Genomic DNA, 15777 nt, shown 5'->3' with positions numbered 1-15777 from the left:
CCGTCCTCACGGCCACAGCAACTGCCTGGTCCAACCGCCGTCCGTACGGCGATAGTCGAGGCGTACGTGACGTCGCTGGGCGTGCCCCTGGAAGAACTCCACCTCGTTCGGCTGGACGCGGTACAGGGTCCAGGAGGGGGCCTGGGCGTCGGGCTCCCGTTGCGCCTGCTCCCAGGCGGACTCCGACGCGCGCGTCAACTCCCCGACAGAATCCAGTACTTCGCTCTGGTGGCCGACAAGAGCCGCTGCCAGGGCGCCGGTCGAGCGGGCGTGCAGGTCTGCTTGGGATTCCTCCGGTGAGGCGAGTGCGACAGGGCCGCGTACGCGTACCTGGCGGCCCTGTGTCGGCCAGTAGAAGCCGAGGGCCGCGTAGGGGCGGGTGGCCAGGTGGCGGCCTTTGCGGCTGGTGGCGTGGGTGGCGAAGGACCAGCCTTTTGCGTCGGCGCCGTGCAGCATCACCGTGCGGACGTCGGGCAGGCCGTTCTCGTCCGATGTCGCGAGCGACATGGTGTGCGGCTCGGTCTGACCGGCCGCCGCCGCCTCCGCGAGCCAGCGCGCGAAGAGGGGCAGCGGCTCGTCGGGCGCCTCGGCCGGGTCGAAGCCGGGCAACTCGGTGTCCCACACGCGCAGGGAGCGCAGCAGCTCGTGAAGATCCGTTTCCATGGGGCGAGTATCGCCCGACAGGGCATCCCGCCGGTCGCGGGCGGCCTCGCGGGCGGCCGAAAACCCGAGCCCCAAACCAGGCCGCATCCCAGGGCCCCACCAGACGAGCGGCGACTCGAGCCCGGCGTAAATCGCGAGCGTGGCGGGCGCGGTCCACGGGATCATTGCGCATGGCTTCCGTTGCGTCCGACTGGCACCTCACCCGTGACCTCGAGGTCTTCCTCGACCGCGCCGGGGGCTTCCTGCGCTCGGAACCCGCCCTGCACACCGTGCAGTTGACGGTCACGGACGCGCTGGGCAGCCGGGGACCGGCCGCTTACGGGCCGGAGCCGCCGCACTTCGCGTGGCTCACGGACCGGGACGGTGCCGTGCGGGCCACCGCCCTGCGGACACCGCCGTACGAACTCAATCTCACCCCCACCACCCCCGAAGCCGCCGATGCCCTCGCCGCGCGCCTCTCGGAGGCAGGTTCCGCACTCCCCGGTGTCAACGGCCCCGCGGACACGGCCGCCGCCGTCGCGACCGCCTGGGAACGCCGTACCGGAACCACCGCCCAGCTCACGACGAACCAGCGGCTCTACCGGCTCGGTACGCTCGCACCCCCCGCCCCGGCCCCGCCCGGCAGAGCGAGGCTCGCCACCGGGGACGACCGCGCGCTGGCCGCGCGGTGGCACGCCGAGTTCGCTGCGGCGGCCGGCGGGCCGGCCATGCGCGACTCGGACCGCTGGGCCGAGGGCCGGATCGCCCACGGCGGCATCACTTTCTGGGTGACCCCGGACGGTACGCCCGTCTCGATGGCGGGCGCCCTGCCGAAGGTCGCCGGGCAGATCCGTATCGCGCCCGTCTACACCCCGCCCGCTCTGCGGGGGCACGGTTACGCCACTGCCGTCACCGCCGCGGTCAGCCGCGCCGCGCAGGCCGCGGGCGCCGACGAGGTGCTGCTCTTCACCGACCTCGCCAATCCGACCAGCAACGCGCTGTATCAGCGGATCGGCTATCGGCCGGTACGGGACTTCGCCGTCCACACGTTCCGTATGTGACGTCCCGTACGTGACGTCCCGTACGGGGCGCGCCTCAGACCTGCCCGAGGTCCGACGACAGCCAGTGCTCGGGGCGCATGCGGACGACCACCTGCTCGCCGTGTTCCTTCCAGGCGAAGTCGACGTAGCCGTCGACCTTCTCGGGCGGGAGGTAGCGGGTGGCGAGTTCCCGGAGGTGTTCGATGGTGGCGGGGATCGTGTCGATGACCGGGCCCTCGACCGATACGTACCGGATGGTGGGCTCGAGCCGGTCGACCAGCAGGGAGAATCGGCCCGCCGCGCCGATCAGCCGGTTCTTGCGGGAATCGAGCCCGGTCAGGATCCATACGGTGCCGTCGGACGCGTACTGGTACCAGACCGGCACGGTGACCGGACCCCGCCCCTCCCCGGCATCCACCGCGAACGCGGCGATATGCGGCTCAGCCAGGAACTGCTCACGCTCTTCGCGACTCAGCGCCATCTCGGTCTCCTCCACTCTTCAGGATGCGGACAGTACGGACGGTTCTCCTCAAATTCAGCGTGCCCCGTACTGCCCGGTATTCCGAGCCGGCTGCGTGCCGCGACGGCCGGCTCACGCCTGCCGCTGCGTGCCGCGACGGCCGGCTCACGCCTGCAGATAGGCGAGTACGGCCAGCACCCGCCGGTGATGTTCCAGATCCGGCTCCATGCCCAGCTTCATGAAGATGCTGCGCACATGTGTCTCGACGGTCTTGCCGCCGATGCGCAGGCAGCGGCTGATCGACTCGTTGGAGCGGCCCTCCGCCATCAGCGCCAGCACTTCGCCCTCGCGCCGGGTGAGCGTTTCGAGTGCGCCGTCCACGCGGCGGCGGCCCAGGAGGCGGCGGACGATCTCCGGGTCGATGAAGGGTTCGCCGGCCGCCACACGCTTGATTCCCTCGGTGAGTTCCGAGGGGTCGGCGATGCGGTCCTTGAGGAGGTAGCCGAAGCCGCCCGGGGCGCGGGAGAGTTCCTGGACCGCGGTGCCGGTCTCGACGTACTGGGAGAGCAACAGGACGCCGGTCTCCGGGAAGCGGTCCCGTATCCGAGCGGCTGCCCGTACGCCCTCGTCCGTGTGGGTCGGGGGCATGCGGATGTCGACCAGCGCCACGTCGGGGCGCAGCTCGGCGACCAGGCGGAGGAGCGTGTCCGCGCAGCCGGCCTGGCCGACGACGGTGAGTCCCGCGTCCCGCAGCAGCCGTACGAGGCCCTCGCGCAGCAGTACGGAGTCCTCGGCCACGATCAGTCGCACGGCAGCTCCATTCGTACTCGCGTCCCGCCCCCGGTTGGGCTGTCCACGTGCAGTGTGCCGCCGGAGGCGGTGACCCGGTCGGTGAGGCCGCGCAGCCCGGTGCCGAGTGCCGGGTCGGCTCCGCCGACGCCGTCGTCGGCCACCTCGATCACCAGCCGGTCGCCCTCGCGTCGCCCGGAGACGCTGACCGCCTCGGCCTTGGCGTGCTTCGCCGCGTTCGCCAGCGCCTCGGAGACGACGAAGTACGCGGTGGTCTCCGTCAGCGGCGCGAACCGTCCGGGCTCGACCATGACGACGACCGGCACCTGTGCCTGTTCCGCGAGGGCGGTGACGGCCGGCGCGAGACCGTCCCGGGTGAGTACGGCCGGGTGGATGCCGTGGGCGAGGTCCCGCAGCTCGTCCAGCGCCTGGCGCAGGCACCGTTCGGCCTCGGCGACCGTGAGCCGCAGCGCGGGGTCGGGGCCCCGGGACAGCCCGGCGTCCAGGCGGCGCAGCGTCATCAGGGCGAAGACCAGCCTTGTCTGGGCCCCGTCGTGCAGATCCCGTTCCAGCCGCCGCCGTTCCTCGTCCACGGCCCGCAACAGCCGCGAACCGAAGTCGGCCGCCTCCCGAGTGCGCGTGGCGACCTCCGCCCGCAGCCGGCTGGTCCGCAGACACAGCCGGACCGCCCCGCACACGGCCGACATCAACTCCTTGTCCTCGTCGAGCGCGACGTCATGCACCAGCACCGCCATGGGTGTCCCGGAGTCGGCCGGGTCCTCCACGGCCGTGGCACCCAGCCCACTGCCGGGCCGGGGGAGCGGGAGGGGCCGCCCGTCGGGGTCGACGTAGGCGGAGGTGCCCTCCGTAGTGCCCTCCTCGGCCCGCAGGCCGAGCCGCAGGGAAGGATCCCCGAGCACCCGCACCAGTACGTTCTGCACCTGCCGCGGTGTCGGATCCGCGCCGACCTCGATGACCAGGTTGCCCACCGAGGCCCGGTGCAGCCGCATACGCAGCAGGCCGGCCAGGAAGGCGAACGGTACGGCGATCTGGCTCGCGTCCGACGGCCAGGTCAGCAGCGCGTTCGCGGCATCGAGGGCGCCCGGGGCCAGCACGTAGAGGACCTCCCACCCCACGAAGGCCACAGCGACGGCGATCGCCACCGAGGCCGGCATCAGCACACGCCGCCGTGCCGGGCAGGCGAGCCGCCAGCGCCGTACGAGCGCCACCAGGCATACGACGGTGAGGAGCGCCCCCGCCCAGCGGTAGACCAGGTCGACCGCGTCGAACAGCGCCGGATCGGACCACAGGAGCAGGGCGTTCGCGTCCGGGCCGCAGTCACCGCAGGACAGGTAGCTGGCCTCGGAGCTGACCGCCGGGTCGTACAGGGTCACCCGCAGCAGTCCGCCGACGGCCACCAGACCGTAGCCGACCGCCACCACGCCCCGGTCCAGGGTCGTGGCGAGCCGTCCGTCGGGAAATGCGAGCAGCAGATGCGCCAGCACGGCCAGGTTCAGCGCCTCGCCCCAGGCGCCGAGGGCGAACAGCAGCGGTACGCCGGTGCCTTGCAGGTTTCCGATGAACCAGGTGATCCCTTCGGCCAGCATCAGCCGGCCGGTGCGATTGGCGGGCCGCCGCCACCAGGCGACCAGCCCGGCAGCCGCGTACGACCAGCCCACCGCCACATCGCGTACGAGATCCGCCCGGGACGCCCCCGCGCGGCCGTAGGCCCATGCCCCGCAGACCCCGGCCGCGAGCGCGACGACGGCCCAAGGCAGCAGCTGTGAGCGGAAGTTGGTTCTCCCCCCGGTCCCTTCCACGGCATGACGATAAGAGCGCCGCCGGTCGGCACGGTCCGCCGCAGCACGGAACCGGCCGGGCGCGCGGGGGCGGACCGCCGTGCCCCGGTGGCTTGTTTGTGACTCAGGGCCAGCCCCGATGTGCCCCGGGCCACAGGTACGTACGTTGTGGTCGTCGCGGCGCACCGGGACTCCACCGAGCGGGAGGGGGGTTCGGTGGATCTCCCGGGCGCCGCCTCCCCGCGGCGGCAATTGTCCCAAGTCGCGGTGGTCTCAAAGGAGTCCGAATCCTTCAGTTCCCTGCAGTGCGCACATGAACGGCAGGCGAGCTCACGTCAAAGGCACGTTGGCAGAGAGGGAAGACAGCCATGTCCAAGCGCATACGCGCGGGAGCGGTCGCCGCTGGAGCCATGCTCGCCCTGACGGGCGCCGCGACGAACGCGCACGGCGCGGCCGACGCCTATCCGGAGACGAGTTACTACGTCTCGAACCGCTACAACGAGGTCGTGTCGGGCAACCTGGTCTGGTACAACCAGTCGGTCCGGGTGGGCGGCAAGCTCACGGTCCCCACCGGCTGTGCCTCCGTGAAGTACAGCACGTGGACGGAGGGCGGCAGGAAGCTCGACGAACAGGTCCGCGAGGTCTGCAACGGCAGCCGGGGGCACGGCTTCACGTTGGACGCCGACGTGGCGGGCGGAGCACACCACGTGTGGGTCGACCTGCGGTCCGCGGGCATCGTCAACAAGGACCTCTGCACGCGTAGCGGCTGCGAGTCGAGGTAATTCCGACGGACGTCCCGGGCCCTGCTGAGGCCCCGGCCCGAACCGCGGCCGGGGCCTCACCCTCACTCCTCGGATTCGCGGCGCAGCGCGCCGGCTCAGCCAACCGTGTAAGCAGCGCCCCCGAAGTCCGCCACCACCCTGAGCTCGCCACCCAAGGCGCGTACGTAGGCGCGCAGGGTGGCCACCTCCGTACGGTCGATCTCGCCGTGCTCGATCGCCGAGATCCGTGGCGTTGAGACCCCCATCGAGTCGGCGATGTCCCGCTGGGTGAGGTCCTGCTCGCGACGGATCTCCGCCAGCTTGTAGGCCCGCACCTCGGCGAGAAGCCGTTCCATGTGGGCCCGCTTCTCCTGGGGCGACCGGACCGGGATCCCCGCAGCCCTCTGCTGCGCGTGGACCCGGCGCTTGACTTCCTCCCAGCGGACGGTGCTCATCCGTACTCCTTCGTTGCCGGCTCACCGATGTGGGCCAGAGCGCTTCTCGGCGATCGGGATGCTGGTGTCGTACCAGCCGCTCCAGTTTCCGGCCTTCGGAGGGTGGGTCACGTCCGGTTCACCCGAACGAGGAGCCTGCCCCGTTCCTCACTCCCGCCCCAACACCACCGTCCCCGACGAGCAGAACCACCCACCCGTACCGGACGCGACAGCCAACTGGGGCAATTCCCCGTGCCTCCGGCGCACTTGACGCGCACCCGCCTCCCCCCGCAACTGCCGCACCGCCTCCACGAGGAGGAACAACCCCCGCATGCCCGGGTGTTGGGCTGACAGGCCGCCTCCGTCCGTGTTCACCGGCAGGTCCCCGCCCACCAGGAGCCGGCCCTTCTCGACGAACGCGCCGCCCTCGCCCTTCTGGCAGAAGCCGAGGTCCTCCAGGGTTACGAGCGTCATGTAGGTGAAGGCGTCGTAGATCTCTGCGAAGTCGATCTCGTCCGGTCGTACGCCCGCTCGCTCGAAGGCGAGCCGGCCGCTCACCGCCGCCGGGGACACCGTGAAGTCCGGCCACTCGGACATGGTCGTGTGGGAGACGTGTTCGCCGGTGCCGAGGATCCAGATCGGGGGTGTGCGGCAGTCTCGTACGTACTCCTCGGCTGCCAGGAGGACCGCCGCGCCGCCGTCGGAGCGTAGGCAGCAGTGCAGTTTGGTGAAGGGGTCCGCGATCATCGGGCCCGACAGGACGTCGTCGATCGTGATCGGGTCGCGGAACATGGCGTCCGGGTTCAGCGCCGCGTTGGCGCGCGCCTGGACGGCGACGGAGGCCAGCTGCTCGATCGTGGTGCCGTATTCGATCATGTGGCGGCGGGCGGCCATGGCGTACTTGGCGATCAGGGTGTGCCCGTACGGAACCTCGAACTGCAGCGGGCCGCGTGCGCCGAACGACAGGTTCCCGGTACGACGGCCCGCCTTGATGTCCGCGCGGGCCGTGGACCCGTACACCAGCAGGACCGCGTTCGCGTGCCCGGCGGCGATCGCGTCCGCCGCGTGGGCCGCCATGACCTCCCAGGTCGAGCCGCCCACCGACGTCGAGTCGACCCACGTCGGCCGCAGGCCCAGATACTCCGCCACCTCGACGGGCGCGAGCGTGCCGAGGCCCGCCGAGGCCAAGCCGTCGACGACCTCGCGGCCGAGTCCCGAGTCGGCCAGGGCCCGGCGGGCCGCCTGTGCGTGCAGGGCGTACGGGGTTGCCTCGTCCACCCGGCCGCAGTCGGAGAGGGAGACGCCGACCACCGCCACCTTCCGTGCCTTACTCGCCTTCCGCTGAGCCCGAGATCGAGACCGAGGCTGGGGCTGAGACCGAGACTGAGTCATGAATCTGACGGTACATCAGATATTGCCGACTCCGGGAGAGCGTCGCAGCTTGCGCACACCCCTGTGCATCTCGCGGCCCCCGCTCTACCATGACGCGCCGTCAGATTCCCAGGAGGAGGGGCCCATGGACGCCCGCTTCACCGCCGAACAGGACGAGATCCGCCGCACCCTGCGCGAACTGCTCCTCAAACGCTGCGGCCCGGAGGAGGTCAGGGCCGCCGTGGAAACCGCGGATGGCTATGACCCCACGCTCTGGGAAGCCCTCGCCGGACAGCTCGGGTTGCCGGGGCTCGCGCTCCCCGAGACGTACGGCGGGGTCGGCTGCTCGACCACCGAACTCGCCCTCGCGAATGAGGAGTTGGGCCGCGTCCTGGCCCCCTCGCCTCTCCTGTCCACCGCCGTACTGAGCGGCCCTCTGCTCCGCGCCCTCGGCACCGAGGAGCAGCGAAGCAAGCTCCTGCCGCGCATCGCCTCCGGCGAGCTGACCGCCGCCCTCGCCGTACCCGGCACGTGTCTCGCCACCGCCCTCGGTCTGACCGGCGGCAACCACGGCGACTGGGCGGGCGGCGGCCGAGCGGGCGGCGTACAGGCCAAGCGCTCGGAAGGCGGTGACTGGCGGCTCTACGGGCAGGTCGATCAGGTGCTGGACGGGCACAGTGCGGGGCTGCTGCTCGTGGCCGCGCACACCGGTGGGTTCTCCCGCTCCCGCACGCTGCTGTTCCTCGTACGGGAGGGGGCCCACGGGCTCGTACGCGTACGGCAGACGTCGCTCGACCAGACCCGTCCGCAGGCGCGTATCCAACTCCGGGACGTACAGGCGGAGTTGCTCGGCGAGGACGAGTCCGCCGATGTCGTCGGCACGCTCTCCGCCGTCGGGGACACCGCGGCCGCCGCCCTCGCCGCCGAAGCGGTCGGTGCCGCCGATCGCGTACTGGAGCGGACCGTCGAGTACGTCAAGCAGCGGGAGCAGTTCGGGAGGGCGATCGGGTCGTTCCAGGCGGTCAAGCACCGGCTGGCCGACCTGTATGTGCAGGTCCAGGCGGCGCGCTCGGCCGCCTACTACGCGGCCTGGGCGGCGGCTGCGACTGCCACGAACCCCGCGACCACCGAGGCGACTGCCGCGAGCGACGAGCGCGTCGGCGGGCTGGCGCTCGCCCAGGCCCTGGAAGCCTTGCGCGCCACCGCCTCCGAAGGTGTGCAGCTACACGGCGGGATCGGGTTCACCTGGGAACACGAGGCGCACCTGTACTTCAAGCGGGCGGCCGGCGACGAGCTGCTGTTCGGGCCGGTGCACCGGCTGCGGGCCTACGCTGCCGAGGAAGCGCACCTCTTCGACGGCGGCGAGGTGGCGGTCTGATGCCCAACGGAGCACAGGGAGCACAGGGAGCACAGGGAGCACACGGACCTCAGGGAGGACACCACGTGCCGAACGCCCGGCGCGTACCCGAAGCGGTGCGGAAGGCAGTGCAGCGCGTCTCCTCGACCCGGACCTTCGCCCGCGTCGCCCCGCGCCTCATCCCCGCGATGGACCGTGCCGTACACCGGCTCACCCGTGGAAAAGTCCTGCTCAGCGCCCAACTGCTGCCCGGCGTCATCCTCACGGCGCGCGGGGCGCGGAGTGGGCTCCCCCGGCGTACGCCGCTCGCCTGCATGCCGGAAGAAGGCGGGACCTGGATTCTCATCGGGTCCAACTTCGGGCGTACGGACCACCCCGCCTGGACCGCCAACCTCCTCGCGCACCCCGACGCGGAGATCAACTGGAAGGGCCGGGACATCCCCGTCACCGCCCAGCCCCTGCAGGGCGAGGACCGGGACACGGTATGGAAGGCGCTGCTGGACTTCTGGCCGCCGTACGCGACATACCAGGCACGGGTCACTCGAGAGATACGGATCTTCAGGCTCGTACGACGTGGAGAGGGCCCGTAAACGAGCCCCGTAATGCGAGCCGCAGTGAGAGGCCCGCAACGCGACAAACGGCAGTTCACCGGAGCGGACTCCGAAGTGAACTGCCGTCTGCCTGACAGGATTTGGGCCTACGAAGCGTGGGGGAGTGTGGGGGGTACCAAACCGTACTAACAATGACTGGGATTGAACTATCTCGTCGGTTTCCTGCCGGTCACGCCCATATGCACCAACAGGGCCAGATTCGGCTTGAGTTCGGCCTGCTTCACGCCCCAGGACTGGAAGCCCTTCTGGTGCGAGGCGACCGCCGCGAGCATCGCGACGAGTGAGCCGGCCATCGCCGCCGGGTTCACGTCCTTGTCGACCTTGCCCTTGGCTTGCAGCTCCTTGACCGTGTTCGTAAGGGAGTTGTTCACGGAGTTCAGGATCTTCATGCGGATCTTGTAGAACCGTTTGTCCCCCTCCGCTGCTCCCAGGTCGACGACGCGCAGGATGGCATCGTTTTTGCGCCAGAAGTCGAGGAACCCGTCGACGAGGTCCTGAGAGGTCTGCCAGCCGGCCTTACCGACCCAGGACCGCCCCTCGAGGAGTTCGGTCAACCCCGCGCCCTCCGCGGCCATTTGCTCGGCGATCTCCAGGACGGCGCCCTCGACGTCCGGGAAGTACTGGTAGAAAGTCGCCGGTGACGTGCCCGCCTTCCGCGCGACGTCGATGACTTTGACGTCCCGGTAGGGCGACGAGCTGAGCATTTCACTGAGGCAGTCGAGCAGCTTCTGCCGAGTCGCCTGCCCACGCCGTCCGGCCACTCGGCCGTCGACGGTACGCACTTGTCCTGTCATGCCGTCAGCTTACCGAGGGGTGATCGGGGCGCGATTCGGCCGACTGCAAATGGGGTGCGGCCGGCCTGCGAGATGTGGGGGAGGCGCTTAGCTTGGCAGTATGGCCGAATCCCAGTCTTCTGCCACGGGCGCCGGTGACGCCGGTTTCGGGGAGGGCGTCCCCTGCTGGGTCGATGCCCAGCTCCCCGATGTGGAGGCGGGCAAGCGCTTCTACGGCGAGCTCTTCGGGTGGACCTTCGAAGCGGGGTACGGGGCCTCCACCTGGGCCTACGGCGAAGGCCGGGCCGTCGCGGCGCTCACGCCCAAGCGGGACGGGCGGATGCCGACCGTGTGGACGGTGTACTTCGCGACTCCGGACGCCTTCGGCCTGGCCGGGCGGATCCGGGCAGCGGGCGGTCAGGTGATCACGGATCCGGTGCCGGTGGACGCGTACGGCATGGTGGCGCTTGCCGCGGATCCGGAGGGCGCGGTGTTCGGGCTGTGGGAGGGCGGCGAGCACGCCGGTTTTGAGCGGCGGCACGAGCCGGGCAGCTTCGCCTGGGTCGAGCTGTACGCCCGGGACACCAAGGTCGCCGACGACTTCTACGGCGAGCTCTTCCATGACACCCTCCTGGGCCCCGATGCCGCGCCGGACTTCGGCCGCGTAGCGATCGCGGATGTCTTCCCGGCCGAGATGCCGCCGCACTTTCTTGTCCACTTCGGGGTGGCGGACTGTGATGAGGCAATGGGTACGGTGATCCGACTGGGCGGCCGAATCCAGGTGCTTCCCTTCGAAGCGTCGTACGGCAGTGTGGCGGTCGTCACCGACAATCAAGGAGCGTCTTTCGCGGTGCTCCAGCGCTGAAGACAGTCGAGAAGCGCTGAAAAAGTACAGAAAGGTACTGAGCGGCGAGTGAGACGTGACGTAATTGTCCCGGAACGCCCTGAGACATCCAGGTCCGGCCCCGGGTTCGCAACCGGTGGCCGGGCCAGGAAGAATCGGAGTGCGTGCCGCCGGAGCGGTTCGGTGGTGAGACGCTGCGCAGTGGCTGGAAACACAGCCGCGTACGGGGAGGTGGCAGGCAAGTGGTGGATCAGCTGACGCAGCACGATCCGCGACGGATCGGGCCGTTCGAGGTGCTGGGACGGCTGGGTGCCGGCGGCATGGGGCTGGTCTATCTGGCGCGCTCGGCTTCGGGCCGGCGGGTGGCGATCAAGACGGTCCGTACGGAACTCGCCGAGGACCAGCTGTTCCGGGTCCGCTTCGCGCGCGAGGTCGAGGCGGCCCGTGCCGTGTCCGGCTTCTACACGGCGGCTGTGGTCGACGCCGACCCGCGCGCGGCCGTGCCGTGGCTGGCCACCGCGTTCGTGCCCGCGCCCTCGCTCGAGGAGATAGTGACCGAGTGCGGGCCGCTCCCGGCCCAGGCGGTGCGCTGGCTGGCGGCGGGCGTCGCGGAGGCGCTGCAGTCGATCCACGGCGCCGGGCTCGTCCACCGCGACCTGAAGCCCTCGAACGTCCTCGTCGTCGAGGACGGACCGCGCGTGATCGACTTCGGTATCGCGTCCGGTGTCTCCAACACCCGGCTGACGATGACCAACGTCGCCGTCGGCACCCCTGCCTATATGTCACCGGAGCAGGCCAAGGACTCACGCAGCGTGACCGGTGCGAGCGATGTGTTCTCGCTCGGCTCGATGCTCGTGTTCGCCGCCACCGGCCATGCGCCCTTCCACGGCGCGAACCCCGTAGAGACCGTCTTCATGCTGCTGCGGGAAGGTCCGGACCTCGAAGGCCTCCCCGAGGAACTGCGGCCGCTGATCGAGTCCTGTATGCAGATGGAGGCCACGGCCCGCCCCAACCCCGCCGACCTCCAGGCCCAGCTCGCCCCGCATCTGTTCGGCTCGGGCTCCGACGACAGCGGTACGGCGTCCGCGTGGCTGCCCGAGCGGGCGGTGAGCCTGATCGAGACGCGGCGCGGGGGGCGTCCGGCGAAGCCGTCGTCGTCCGGCGGCGGGCGCAGTGGCGGGCGGGGTGCGCCCGATGCCGGGGCCGCCGCCGGGCCCGCGGCGCCTGCGGTGCCGCCTCCGCCGGCGCATGACCCGCCCGTCCCCGTCGGCGCGGGCGCCGGCCGGCACGGTGGCGCTCCCGACAACGGGCCCGTACGACTCGCAGGGGCCCCCGTGCCCATCGGGCCGGGCCCGCGGGTCTCCGACGCCCGCGCCGCCGCCGTGAAGGCGCCTCCTCCGGACGCGGGACTCGCCGCCTCCTGGGCCCGCCCGCGCCCCGGCGTCAACGGCGCCGACCCCGCCGTACCCGCGCCCACGGCGGCCCCCGAGCCCGACTCCGGCTCGTCCTGGCGGCCGTGGCGCTTCCGTATGTCGAACGACGTGTGGGGTACGCCCGCCGTCGCCGGCGATCTCGTCTACGTCACCTCCTTCGAAGTGCACGCCCTCGACGTGGGGACCGGCCGCCGCCGCTTCAAGACGCGGGACGTCGCCTGGTCGATGACCGTCTCGGACGGCCGGATCCACGCCTCGGACGGGCCCACCCTCTTCGCCCTGGACGCCCGCGAGGGCGGCGACCTGTGGCGGCTGCCGACCGACGCCTGGGTGTACTCCCTCAAGGCCGACCGCGGCACCGTCGTCACCGGCACCCGCGGCGGCGGCGTACAGGCCTGGGAGGCTTCCAGCGGCCAGAAGCTCTGGGAACTCACCGGTGCCCAGGCCGACTTCGAGTCCCCCGAGGCCGGGCCCGTCATCCACGACGGAACGGTGTACGTGTGGAAGGACGCCCGGCTGCGTGCCCTCGACGCGCGTACGGGCGACGAGCGCTGGTCCTATCCGATCGGTGACGCGGCCTCCTGCGGCGGCGTTCCGCTCCGGCTCACCCATGGCGACGACGGGTACGTGTACGTGTCCGCCGGCACCCGTGTCCTCGCCATCGATGTCGCCGGCGGACACGTCCGCTGGCACTTCGAGGCGCCCGCCGTCTTCCTGAGCCCGCCGACCTTCGCGCCCGGGCCCGCCGTCACGGGTGGCGGGGTCTACCTCGCCGACTACCTCGGTACGGTGTACGCGCTCGACGCCACGGATGGCCGTGACCGCTGGCGTATCGCCACCGAGTCCCGGGCCTCGATCGACCCCGTGCTCGTCGAGGCCGGGCACGTCCACGTGGGCAGCGGCAAGGGCCTCTACACCCTGAACGCCGTCACCGGCACCCCTCAGTGGCGCTTCCAGGCTGGCGGCGACCTCGTCGGCTCCCCTGCGGTGGCCGACGGCCGCATCCACTTCGGCTCCACGGACCACCTTCTGTACACCCTGAAGGCCGACGACGGCCGCCTGCGCTGGAAGCTCGCCACGGGCGGCGAGATCACGGGTGCGCCGGTCGTCAAGGACGGGGTGGTGTACGCGTGCAGCAAGGACCGGTGCGTGTACGCGTTGGACGCGGAGAAGGGGACGGGGACGGCACGGACGTCGTGACGGGGGCTTGTTTCGCCCCCGCCGCCCCTACCCGTCCCATCCCGGGGCCGGCCCCGGGCCCCGCTGGGGGCTACGCCCCCAGACCCCCTTCGGGGCATAGCCCCTAGCCCTGCTCGGGGCTATGCCCCGGAACCCCTTGGGGCTGCGCCCCGGACCCCCTCGGGGTTCCGCCCCCCGGTTCCGCTTGGGGCTGCGCCCCGGACTCCCCTTGGGGCTGCGCCCCGGTCCCGCTGGAGGCTCCGCGCCCAGACCCTCTTAGGGCGGCGCCCCCGGGCCCTGCTCGGGGATGCGTCTCCGGCCCTGCTCGGGGCTGCGCCCCGGCCCGCCCTTAGAGTTCCGCCCCCGGTCCCGCTCGGGGCTCTGCCCTGGACCCCCGTTGGGGTTGCGCCCTTGGCCCCCGCTCGGGGCTCTGTCCCTGGCCCTCTTCCAGGGTTGCGCCCTTGGCCCCCGCTCGGGGTTCTGCCCCGGACCCCCTTCGGGCTCTGCCCCGGGCCCTGCTCGGGGATGCGTCTCCGGCCCTGCTCGGGGCTGCGCCCCGGCCCGCCCTTAGAGTTCCGCGCCCCGGTCCCGCTCGGGGCTCTGCCCTGGACCCCCGTTGGGGTTGCGCCCTTGGCCCCCGCTCGGGGTTCTGCCCCGGACCCCCTTCGGGCTCTGCCCTGGGCCCTGCTCGGGGATGCGTCTCCGGCCCTGCTCGGGGCTGCGCCCCGGCCCGCCCTTAGAGTTCCGCGCCCCGGTCCCGCTCGGGGCTCTGCCCTGGACCCCCGTTGGGGTTGCGCCCTTGGCCCCCGCTCGGGGCTCTGTCCCTGGCCCTCTTCCAGGGTTGCGCCCTTGGCCCCCGCTCGGGGTTCTGCCCCGGACCCCCTTCGGGCTCTGCCCCAGGCCCTGCTCAGGCTGCGCCCCGGACCCACTTAAACGGCGACGGTACAAGTGGACCTGTCCAGCCAGGGCGTTGCGACGCGGGTCGACCCCTGCGTGGCCGACCGGCTTGCACCCGCGAGCTGACTGACACACCGCCTCCTCATCGGACGCGATAACCGCCCGCTCGCCGGGCAGCGAACAGTTCCGCCTGGCGGGCCGCGGGCAGGTTCCCCAGCGAGATGAGATGTGGGGCCTGCGCGAACCCCTGCGCCAGGCCGGCCTCCTTCGCTGCCCACAGTGCGCGGACAGTGCCCTGTACGCCCTCCGTCGGATACCCGGCGATGACACCGGCGCAGGCGGCCGCGGCGTTCAACGCCCCGCCCGCCTCGGTGAGTTCGGACACCAGTCCGACCTCATACGCCCGCCGCGCCGAGATCCGCTCCGCCGTCCCCATCAGCATCATCCGCGCGACCTCCCCGTACGGCATCCGCTGTGCCATCAGCACCGACTCGTACGCGCTGACCATGCCGTACGTGGTGTGCGGGTCGAAGAAGGTGGCGTCGGCACCGGCGATGAGGAAGTCGCTCTCGCCGAGCAGGTAGAAGGCCCCGCCACAGGCCATCCCCTCCACGGCGGCGACGACCGGCTTCCACAGGTCGTTCGTCTTCGGCCCGATGCGCAGCAGCGGATCGTCCTGCATGTACGGCGAGTTCGGCTGCGGGACGACGGCGTCCCGGTCGAGGCCGGTGCAGAAGGCCCGCTCCCCGGCTCCCGTGAGCACGACGGCCCGTACGGAGTCGTCGAACCGCAACTCACGCCATACCTGAGTGAGTTCGTCGGCCATGGCGACATCGATCGCGTTCAGCCGCTCGGGCCGGTCGAGGGTGACGACGGCGACGCCGGTGCCCTTGTCCGTGGTGAGGCGTATGGTCACGGGCGCTCCAGGGTCCACTGGGGGAGGTGGGCCGTTCCCTCGAACACCACCTGCACCTTCGCGCCGATCCGAATCCGTTCCGGCGGAAGGGAGTTGAGGGCGGCGCCGGCGCCGCTGACGAGATTCCCGACGAGCCGGATGTGCGGCGCCTCGGCGAGTTCGACGACGATCACGTTGTACGGCGCCAGCTCCGCGTACGCCGGAAGCAGCGGCGGATGCGGGACGACGTACGACCAGATCCGCCCCTTCCCGCTCATCAGCCGCCACTTGTTCGCGAAGGACTGGCAGTGGGGGCAGCAGGGCCGCGGCGGGAACCGGAGTTCGCCGCAGTCGGCGCAGGCCTGGACGCGGAGTTCGCCTCGGGCGGCGTACTCCCAGAAGGGGGCGCCGTCGTCGTCGAGGACGGGGGACAGGAGGGACGGAGAATCTCCCGGCGCTGGCATCGTCAACTCCTCATGCTCCTCATAGTCC

Annotated in this window: 15 protein-coding genes; 6 read left to right on the top strand and 9 right to left on the bottom strand. The window is 71.5% G+C overall.

The features are described from left to right. Window positions 1-6: 6 nt before the first annotated feature. On the bottom strand, window positions 7-663 hold the full coding sequence (locus OHT21_RS19445; RefSeq protein WP_328769615.1) for a pyridoxine/pyridoxamine 5'-phosphate oxidase: 657 nt from the start codon (window positions 661-663) through the stop codon (window positions 7-9). Window positions 664-833: 170 nt separating this feature from the next. Between OHT21_RS19445 and OHT21_RS19440 the strand changes: the two genes are divergently transcribed. Continuing rightward, on the top strand, window positions 834-1703 hold the full coding sequence (locus OHT21_RS19440; protein WP_328769614.1) for a GNAT family N-acetyltransferase: 870 nt from the start codon (window positions 834-836) through the stop codon (window positions 1701-1703). A gap of 34 nt (window positions 1704-1737) precedes the next feature. Here OHT21_RS19440 and OHT21_RS19435 read toward each other — a convergent pair whose 3' ends face one another. The 3 genes from OHT21_RS19435 to OHT21_RS19425 form a co-directional block, all read right to left on the bottom strand. Beyond that, on the bottom strand, window positions 1738-2163 hold the full coding sequence (locus OHT21_RS19435; protein ID WP_328769613.1) for a pyridoxamine 5'-phosphate oxidase family protein: 426 nt from the start codon (window positions 2161-2163) through the stop codon (window positions 1738-1740). Between the two features lie 144 nt (window positions 2164-2307). After that, entirely contained in the window at window positions 2308-2946 is a 639-nt protein-coding gene (locus OHT21_RS19430; RefSeq protein WP_328774151.1) for a response regulator transcription factor, read from the bottom strand. Next, on the bottom strand, window positions 2943-4751 hold the full coding sequence (locus OHT21_RS19425; RefSeq protein WP_328769612.1) for a sensor histidine kinase: 1809 nt from the start codon (window positions 4749-4751) through the stop codon (window positions 2943-2945). The genes OHT21_RS19430 and OHT21_RS19425 overlap by 4 nt, the downstream gene beginning before the upstream one ends. A gap of 347 nt (window positions 4752-5098) precedes the next feature. Between OHT21_RS19425 and OHT21_RS19420 the strand changes: the two genes are divergently transcribed. Beyond that, a complete protein-coding gene (locus tag OHT21_RS19420; protein WP_328769611.1) occupies window positions 5099-5512 on the top strand; it encodes a hypothetical protein in 414 nt (137 codons plus the stop codon). Window positions 5513-5607: 95 nt separating this feature from the next. Here the strand turns inward: OHT21_RS19420 and OHT21_RS19415 are convergent, their stop codons facing one another. Continuing rightward, window positions 5608-5946 carry an XRE family transcriptional regulator gene (locus OHT21_RS19415; RefSeq protein ID WP_328769610.1) on the bottom strand — a complete coding sequence of 113 codons (339 nt, stop codon included), beginning with the start codon at window positions 5944-5946 and terminating at the stop codon, window positions 5608-5610. A 147-nt stretch (window positions 5947-6093) separates the two neighbouring features. Then, window positions 6094-7236 carry a thiolase C-terminal domain-containing protein gene (locus tag OHT21_RS19410; protein WP_328774150.1) on the bottom strand — a complete coding sequence of 381 codons (1143 nt, stop codon included), beginning with the start codon at window positions 7234-7236 and terminating at the stop codon, window positions 6094-6096. Between the two features lie 205 nt (window positions 7237-7441). On the opposite strand from OHT21_RS19410, the gene OHT21_RS19405 reads away from it, so the two are divergent. After that, window positions 7442-8674 (top strand): acyl-CoA dehydrogenase family protein, encoded by a 1233-nt coding sequence (locus tag OHT21_RS19405; RefSeq protein WP_328769609.1) that lies wholly within the window; start codon window positions 7442-7444, stop codon window positions 8672-8674. A gap of 65 nt (window positions 8675-8739) precedes the next feature. Continuing rightward, on the top strand, window positions 8740-9243 hold the full coding sequence (locus tag OHT21_RS19400) for a nitroreductase family deazaflavin-dependent oxidoreductase (protein ID WP_328769608.1): 504 nt from the start codon (window positions 8740-8742) through the stop codon (window positions 9241-9243). 167 nt (window positions 9244-9410) lie between these two features. Here the strand turns inward: OHT21_RS19400 and OHT21_RS19395 are convergent, their stop codons facing one another. Continuing rightward, window positions 9411-10058 carry a TetR family transcriptional regulator gene (locus OHT21_RS19395; protein ID WP_328769607.1) on the bottom strand — a complete coding sequence of 216 codons (648 nt, stop codon included), beginning with the start codon at window positions 10056-10058 and terminating at the stop codon, window positions 9411-9413. 100 nt (window positions 10059-10158) lie between these two features. Here OHT21_RS19395 and OHT21_RS19390 point away from each other — a divergent pair, with 100 nt between their 5' ends. Then, window positions 10159-10902 (top strand): VOC family protein, encoded by a 744-nt coding sequence (locus tag OHT21_RS19390; protein WP_328769606.1) that lies wholly within the window; start codon window positions 10159-10161, stop codon window positions 10900-10902. 221 nt (window positions 10903-11123) lie between these two features. After that, entirely contained in the window at window positions 11124-13514 is a 2391-nt protein-coding gene (locus tag OHT21_RS19385) for a serine/threonine-protein kinase (RefSeq protein ID WP_328769605.1), read from the top strand. A 1018-nt stretch (window positions 13515-14532) separates the two neighbouring features. On the opposite strand, the gene OHT21_RS19380 is transcribed toward OHT21_RS19385, so the two are convergent. Both OHT21_RS19380 and OHT21_RS19375 read right to left on the bottom strand, forming a co-directional pair. Beyond that, window positions 14533-15306, bottom strand: coding sequence for an enoyl-CoA hydratase/isomerase family protein (locus OHT21_RS19380; RefSeq protein WP_328769604.1), 774 nt, complete (start codon window positions 15304-15306; stop codon window positions 14533-14535). Further along, window positions 15303-15749, bottom strand: coding sequence for a Zn-ribbon domain-containing OB-fold protein (locus OHT21_RS19375; protein WP_328769603.1), 447 nt, complete (start codon window positions 15747-15749; stop codon window positions 15303-15305). The genes OHT21_RS19380 and OHT21_RS19375 overlap by 4 nt, the downstream gene beginning before the upstream one ends. Between the last annotated feature and the right edge of the window lie 28 nt (window positions 15750-15777).

It is taken from the genome of Streptomyces sp. NBC_00286, assembly GCF_036173125.1.
GTDB lineage: Bacteria > Actinomycetota > Actinomycetes > Streptomycetales > Streptomycetaceae > Streptomyces.
Note: the sequence above shows the minus strand (reverse complement) of the source record. Positions and strands in the feature narration are given on the sequence as shown.

Excerpts from the sequence above, each read along its gene's own strand:
- OHT21_RS19445 (WP_328769615.1), bottom strand. The coding sequence starts at position 663 with ATGGAAACGGATCTTCACGAGCTGCTGCGCTCCCTGCGCGTGTGGGAC.
- OHT21_RS19420 (WP_328769611.1), top strand. The coding sequence starts at position 5,099 with ATGTCCAAGCGCATACGCGCGGGAGCGGTCGCCGCTGGAGCCATGCTC.
- OHT21_RS19395 (WP_328769607.1), bottom strand. The coding sequence starts at position 10,058 with ATGACAGGACAAGTGCGTACCGTCGACGGCCGAGTGGCCGGACGGCGT.
- OHT21_RS19415 (WP_328769610.1), bottom strand. The coding sequence starts at position 5,946 with ATGAGCACCGTCCGCTGGGAGGAAGTCAAGCGCCGGGTCCACGCGCAG.
- OHT21_RS19440 (WP_328769614.1), top strand. The coding sequence starts at position 834 with ATGGCTTCCGTTGCGTCCGACTGGCACCTCACCCGTGACCTCGAGGTC.
- OHT21_RS19405 (WP_328769609.1), top strand. The coding sequence starts at position 7,442 with ATGGACGCCCGCTTCACCGCCGAACAGGACGAGATCCGCCGCACCCTG.
- OHT21_RS19390 (WP_328769606.1), top strand. The coding sequence starts at position 10,159 with ATGGCCGAATCCCAGTCTTCTGCCACGGGCGCCGGTGACGCCGGTTTC.
- OHT21_RS19435 (WP_328769613.1), bottom strand. The coding sequence starts at position 2,163 with ATGGCGCTGAGTCGCGAAGAGCGTGAGCAGTTCCTGGCTGAGCCGCAT.
- OHT21_RS19375 (WP_328769603.1), bottom strand. The coding sequence starts at position 15,749 with ATGCCAGCGCCGGGAGATTCTCCGTCCCTCCTGTCCCCCGTCCTCGAC.